10 protein-coding genes and 1 pseudogene are annotated in these 5,889 nt (G+C 55.3%); 8 read left to right on the forward strand and 3 right to left on the reverse strand.

Translation table 11 applies throughout. The features are described 5' to 3' along the window. Nucleotides 1–265: 265 nt before the first annotated feature. Nucleotides 266–619: a hypothetical protein gene (locus CIK76_RS16585; RefSeq protein WP_096288473.1), complete on the forward strand. Its 354-nt coding sequence runs from the start codon at nt 266–268 to the stop codon at nt 617–619. On the opposite strand, the pseudogene CIK76_RS16590 reads toward CIK76_RS16585, so the two are convergent. Beyond that, a pseudogene (locus tag CIK76_RS16590) lies at nt 616–1,925 on the reverse strand (Y-family DNA polymerase). The gene CIK76_RS16585 and the pseudogene CIK76_RS16590 overlap by 4 nt on opposite strands. Beyond that, nucleotides 1,907–2,278, reverse strand: a complete 372-nt coding sequence (umuD, locus tag CIK76_RS16595; RefSeq protein WP_229777474.1) for a translesion error-prone DNA polymerase V autoproteolytic subunit — start codon at nt 2,276–2,278, stop codon at nt 1,907–1,909. Before umuD ends, CIK76_RS16590 begins: the two are co-directional and overlap by 19 nt. Before the next feature lie 472 nt (nt 2,279–2,750). Here umuD and CIK76_RS16600 point away from each other — a divergent pair, with 472 nt between their 5' ends. The 7 genes from CIK76_RS16600 to CIK76_RS16625 all read left to right on the forward strand — a co-directional run bounded on the left by CIK76_RS16600 (nt 2,751) and on the right by CIK76_RS16625 (nt 5,375). Next, nucleotides 2,751–3,143, forward strand: coding sequence for a hypothetical protein (locus CIK76_RS16600; RefSeq protein WP_096288477.1), 393 nt, complete (start codon nt 2,751–2,753; stop codon nt 3,141–3,143). 60 nt (nt 3,144–3,203) lie between these two features. Further along, nucleotides 3,204–3,371, forward strand: a complete 168-nt coding sequence (locus CIK76_RS19480; protein WP_176484274.1) for a hypothetical protein — start codon at nt 3,204–3,206, stop codon at nt 3,369–3,371. A 17-nt stretch (nt 3,372–3,388) separates the two neighbouring features. Beyond that, on the forward strand, nt 3,389–3,616 hold the full coding sequence (gene nrdH / locus CIK76_RS16605) for a glutaredoxin-like protein NrdH (protein WP_096288479.1): 228 nt from the start codon (nt 3,389–3,391) through the stop codon (nt 3,614–3,616). Between the two features lie 41 nt (nt 3,617–3,657). After that, a complete protein-coding gene (locus tag CIK76_RS16610) occupies nt 3,658–3,861 on the forward strand; it encodes a type II toxin-antitoxin system HicA family toxin (RefSeq protein WP_096288482.1) in 204 nt (67 codons plus the stop codon). A gap of 48 nt (nt 3,862–3,909) precedes the next feature. After that, nucleotides 3,910–4,293 carry a hypothetical protein gene (locus CIK76_RS16615; RefSeq protein WP_096288484.1) on the forward strand — a complete coding sequence of 128 codons (384 nt, stop codon included), beginning with the start codon at nt 3,910–3,912 and terminating at the stop codon, nt 4,291–4,293. A 110-nt stretch (nt 4,294–4,403) separates the two neighbouring features. After that, nucleotides 4,404–4,646: a hypothetical protein gene (locus CIK76_RS16620; RefSeq protein ID WP_096288488.1), complete on the forward strand. Its 243-nt coding sequence runs from the start codon at nt 4,404–4,406 to the stop codon at nt 4,644–4,646. A 426-nt stretch (nt 4,647–5,072) separates the two neighbouring features. After that, entirely contained in the window at nt 5,073–5,375 is a 303-nt protein-coding gene (locus CIK76_RS16625; protein ID WP_013350251.1) for a hypothetical protein, read from the forward strand. A gap of 81 nt (nt 5,376–5,456) precedes the next feature. Here the strand turns inward: CIK76_RS16625 and CIK76_RS19670 are convergent. Beyond that, a partial coding sequence (locus CIK76_RS19670) for a hypothetical protein (RefSeq protein WP_217990422.1) occupies nt 5,457–5,889 on the reverse strand: 433 nt, incomplete at its 5' end.

Consider the following 5,889-nt stretch of genomic DNA (forward strand, 5'->3'; position numbering starts at 1 on the left):
GGTGGTGATGCTCATGGTGCGCTGAGTTTCCTGTTCTCGCCCTGTCTGGGGTGAGGCGGGGGTTGCTATGAGTGGCTGGTCTCACTTGATCCTGACAGACAGGGGAGTTCAATCGCCACAAGCGAGTGTGACCCCTGCGCGGCCTCTCAACAGTGTGTAGTGACGTTGAGCCAAACCGAAGAACACCGCGAGGAAGATCCGGGAACTGTTCACGAGCCACGCTTCCTGCTCATAGCTAATGTTCCGAGTAGAGAGAAGAACGCCGATGAACCGCAGAGCCTCCGAAGGACTCAAAGAAAAGTACGCGAAGTACGTCAACGAACAATTGGTTGCCGTGGGTGAACCGCCGATGACCGAACCATTTGAGCATTTACTTGCAAAAGTTGAGTTTGAGAGCAGCAACTTTAAGCAGATTGTCACGGTACTGACAATATTTCTAACTTTCATCGCGATCACGATCGCAACCGCTAGTGCCTCGGGAGCCTATCTGGGAAAAGAACTTCTTATTACCTATGCAGGGATGATTACTGTTCTTCTGGTAGTTGCAATCATATTTACTCATCCATCGGTGGCAGCCAAAAAATCTGCGATCGCTGTATATCGGCATCGTCACCCCTAAGCGGCTTTCACAGTCATCAGCTCCTTCCAATGGGTGGTGTAGCGAGGGCTGATCATCTCCCGGCGCATTTCCCAAGCTGGCCCTTGCTGCAGTCCTGCAGCGCCTAAACCAATAGCTTTCACCCCGTGCTCGCTACGGATCTGCTGGATCAACGGGCCGATCTGTTTCGCCTCATGCGCTGACACGAAAGGCACGAACGTGTCCTGCATCGCCACCGGCTGCAGATCCATGACCACCACACCAGCCCTGGCGTACTTCACCCCGACCAGGATCTGGGGGAGTAGTTGCTTGGCTGCCTTGGTGAGAACCACCGGATCAGCCGTCGGCCCAGGTAGCTTCACCGTAATGGCTGGCTGGTGATCCTGATGCTGGTTGAAATAGCTGGTCATCGCCCACGCACTGAGAATTCTGGCTTGCTTCTGGTGCTTGTGCAATCTTGCAGAGGCTTGCTGCGCATAAATCCCCATCACCTGCTCCATCCCCACCCGATCAGTGACCGGATCAGAGAAGCTGCGAGAGAAGATCAGCTGATCTTTGATCACCCGTTCTTCCTCCATCGGGATACATGGGATACCGCGCAACTCCAAAACGGTGCGCATCTGCACAATGGAGAACTTATCCCGGATACGCACCTCATCGGCGTCCCGCAGCTCTTTTGCCGTCCATATCCCCAAGCCCCGCAACCGTTTAGTCAGACGGGGACCGATGCCCCAGATTTCGACCGTCGGAAGGCGGGCTAACAGGTTTTCGGTGGTGGTCCGTGGGGCGCGGTCCCAGACGCACACCCCGCCTAGCACACTGAGTTTTTTGGCGCACTGGTTCGAAAGTTTGGCCAAGGTCTTCGTTTTGGCGATGCCCACACAGACCGGCAACCCGGTCAGCCGGAACACCTCGGCCTTGATCTGCTCACCCAGGGCTTGCAGCTCATCGAGCGTGCCGCTCACGCCGAGGAAGGCTTCGTCGATGGAATAGATCTCCACCCAAGCAGAGAACCGTGCCAGCAGTTTCATGACCCGCCCCGACATTTCGCCATACAGCTCATAATTAGAGGACTTTGCGACCAGTATCGGTCAGCGTCGGCAGCGAGTTTGAACCACGGCGCGCCCATCTCAACGCCCAGGGCTTTGGCTTCGCTGCTGCGCGCGACCGCGCAGCCATCATTATTGGACAGCACGATTACCGGGCGGGCTTCGAGTTTCGGGTCAAAGACGCGTTCGCAGGAGACATAGAAGCTGTTCACATCAACATGTGCGATGTATTCGCCCCGCTGTGCCGGGTTGGGGGAGTCTAGAGGTGATGGAGGCATGTGGTGGCCACACCCCAAATCCTGAAATCCGATAGTTCCGCTACGCGCAGATCGGGATAGTCCGGGTTCTCTGCTTTCAACACCACCCCGGCAGGGCCAGTGGAGAGACGTTTGACGGTCATCTCCCCGTCGATCACTGCAATCACCACGTGCCCATCGCGTGGCTGCACACTGCGGTCAACGATCAGCTCGTCCCCATCGCTGATTCCCGCGTCCTGCATCGACTCACCAGACACCCGCACAATGAAGGTCGAGACTTGATCACGGATCAGCATCTCGGATAGATCAATCTTCGTATCGGAGTAGTCCTGGGCTGGGGAAGGGTAACCCGCCGGGACACGGTCCAGGGCCATAGCGATCACCCGTTGCGGCGGGGTCGCCAGCTCGCAAACCTGTATACGATCAATTTTCATCACAGCACACTTTCTTAGAATCTACATTCTAAGCCTTTACCGTAGCGACGGCGACCGACACTAGCGCAATGCATCCCCAAGAAGTCACTTTGATAGAACTGTGCCCGGGGTTTTCCCGGCTGATTTCCCCATGGTTCAAGACTCATTAACCCGTGGTGCGCGTGGAGGGGTTGGGTTTTTTCGGCATCGACAAGGGGTAGTCCAAGGGATTGGGGCACGCTCGCGAAGGCTCAGCCAGGGCGCAACCCCAGTTTTCAAGATGGCCTCACCGTGAGTGATTCTCTAGCCGGCCCAGGTTCCCGGACGGGCGGACATTTGCCAAAAAAATAAGTGTCTATCTCTACTAGACAAGGGATGTCTAGGCGGGGTAGACTAAAGATATGAGGACAACGAACCAGGGAAAGGAAAAGCGATGAAAACTACAGCTCAGACCACGTTCACCGGGCCAGACTTGCCCCTCGATGACCGCAGCGGCGACGGCTACGACTACTTGGACACCGCCGAAAACGCAGGATGGACGGTCATTGCCCAATGGGGAGCCGAAGGCTACGACTTCGGCGCATGGCCCTACGTGATCGGATTCGCCCGCCAGATCAACAAGGGCGGCAAGCGCCACTTCGGCTACGGCCTCTACGTCGAAGGTGACACCACCACCAAATATTTCGACACCTTGGAAGCGTGCAAAGAAGCCATTGACCGTGACGCTCATTGGTTCTGGAAAACAGGGCAAAGCGACGGCCCCGACGATGTGCCCGAGAAGTTCGAGGATCTACCCGCCAAATATCGCGGCCTCCCCGCCGGCTAGCTAGCACCCGGTGCCCCGCCTCGCGGCGGGGTGCCACCGCCCGGAAAGCAGGAATTTCCCATGAGTACCGTTGCCCCTTATATCGTCCTCAACTGCCCGGTAACCCAAATCCTCGGTTTCTACGACTCAGAAGAAGCCGCCACCATCGCCGCCGAGGAATTTGGACAGTGCAGTTTCGCCTATAAGCTCAGCCCCAAAGAAATCGCGGCGCTGACAGCCCAGGAATAACCCCAAGGAGGGAAATCATGGAAACGCCCGTCACTGTCTACAGCAAGCCATCGTGCGTGCAGTGCAACGCCACCTACCGTGCCCTAGAAAGCGCTGGAATCGCCTATAGCGCCGTGGACGTGAGCGCCAATGATGACGCGCTCGCCTACATCAAAAGTCTTGGCTATGCGCAAGCCCCGGTCGTGGTCGCGGGGGTCGAGCACTGGTCAGGATTCAGGCCGGATAAAATAGCCGATGTTGTCTAGTCCCCATTGACTTGTCAGTCTAGGGGGACTAGACTAAAGTTATGAAAACAACGAAAACCAAGGAAGTGACCAAGTTTCTCACGGCCCAAGGGTGGAGCGTGATCCGGTCGCAAGGGCCACACGACGTGTGGGCCCCGCCGGATGGAAGCAAAGTTTTCGCCCTCCCCAGGCATAAGGAAACCTCCCCGGGAATCATCCGGCAGCTCAGCAAGATCTTCCCGCAGATCCCGAGGAGCTGGAAGTAACCGCCCCGGCGGGAGGGCATCAGCCCTCCCGCCGCAGAAAGGAATAAGATGCACTCCCAGCGAACCCTAGAAGCTGTGGCCATGAAGGACGGCAAGTGGTGGGAAATTTCCATCCCCGAACTTGACCAAGTGACCTCCACTAAGAAACTCAGCGAGGTGCAGGAGTACGCGGACAGCCTCGCGGCAGCAATCCTGGACGTGCCCAAGGATGCAGTGACCGTCAATGTCACCTACGAACTACCGGAGGCCGCTAAAAGGGAATGGGCCAAGGCCCGCGAAGAAACCGCCAAGGCCCGCGAACTGAGCATGTCGGCAGCGGAGCACACGCGCCGGGTCGTGCGCGGGCTACACGCCGAAGGCTACACCGTGCGCGACATTGAAAAAGTGCTCGGCATTAGCTTCCAGCGCGCCAGCCAACTACTCAAAGACTAACATTCAAGTCACTCACTTACTCAAATGCGTTTTTACTCATTTACTCAGTTGCTCATTTACTCAGTTACTCAAAATTAGTCACTTTCGCCCACCCGGCCAGGAGATAAGCCATGACCCGCAACGCCTCAGAAATTTACGATGACCTCAAAGCCCTAGCCAACGAGCTGGAAGACCTCGCGAAGACCGGACGCATCACCATGAGCACCGACTCATGGAACAAGGACTACCCCGACACGAAACAAGCCGTCGCCCAAGCCCTAGCAGCGCTCCAAGTCGCCATCAACGCGACCTGCTGGATGGAAACCCTACCCGAAGCCGAATCAACCGCGACGAAACCAGGGCATCGCGGTTAAGCCTCCTGCCCACCTGTGCACAGCAAAAGCCCAATCGCTGCGCTGCTTTTCCTGCACCCACGTGGACAGCAGGAACCAAACGACCTCCCGCACACAAGCCACAAGCTGCGGTACCTGAGTTCTCCTTCGACGGCGGATCGTGGCCCGTGCATGGCCTCTGATAAGCGAATATCACTTGCCAGGCCACGAGGAACACCTATCATGGGCACATCATCTTAAAGGAGTAAGACCACGTGGAGGTATCAGAGTTAACCCTTGGCGCTGCTGGGGTTCGTATGATGCTAACTGTGAGAAAGCTCTAACAATGACAGTTCGTGGCGAAAAAAGATCCTTGGGTCCATCGCAATCGTAACCTGTCGGAATTCATTATCAGAGATCTTCGCTACCGTAACTAGATTGTTTGCTTGGAGGACTTAGGATTATTCTATGGAGACATTTAAGCGTCAAAGGTATGTTGATTACCTAGTGAACGAACGTGGGTATGAAGCTCGCCTAACTCCGTGGGGAATCTATATCGAATATCCCAATTTTGACGATAATGGCACGGCGGTCGTCAAATGGAGGGTTACGGAAAATGAACTTGCCGGTTTGAACGGGATTAGAATGCCGCGAGGCTTTACCGGCGGCGAACAGTATGCGTTCTCGGAGTTGATAGCAGCTCTTCATACTTTCACTGGTTCACGGGGAACCATGTACGGGGCAAGTATGAGAATAGAAGCAGAAGACTGAGAAGGGCTATGGCGCACATGCGCCATAGCCCTTCTTGTTAGAACTTACCAGCGAAGCTTGATTATTTACCGCAAGCTCGGTTCACACTGTCGGGATGAGATGTGATGAGACGGGAATTTGTGGCTGAAACTGATGCCGTGACGCCGACTTTTTTATGATCCGCCCACGGGAATCTCGAAGTTCATAAACCCCACCGTACCGAATAGTTTTATTGCCGCTTTGGTATTTCTTTAGGCATGACCATTTTAAGGCTTCGTTTGTTGCCCAATCCGCGAAGTCCCTCCAGTTCGCACCTAAGAATACCGCCTGGTTGTTCCAGTCGTTCATGTGGCCAGCTTTGATATGCCGATAGCCCCAACCGATATTTTTACCTTTGACGACTTTGTTTGTGCCACAACGTAGATAGGCTGTACGTCCCGAGACTCCTTTAACCGTTTGCCTACTGAAAGTTCTGACGAGCTTTTCGTTCTTATCGAAAACGCCACAGGGTGACCTGAACCGTCCCTGATTTGAT

The organism is Glutamicibacter sp. BW80 (assembly GCF_002332385.1).
In the GTDB taxonomy this organism is placed as follows: Bacteria; Actinomycetota; Actinomycetes; order Actinomycetales; family Micrococcaceae; genus Glutamicibacter.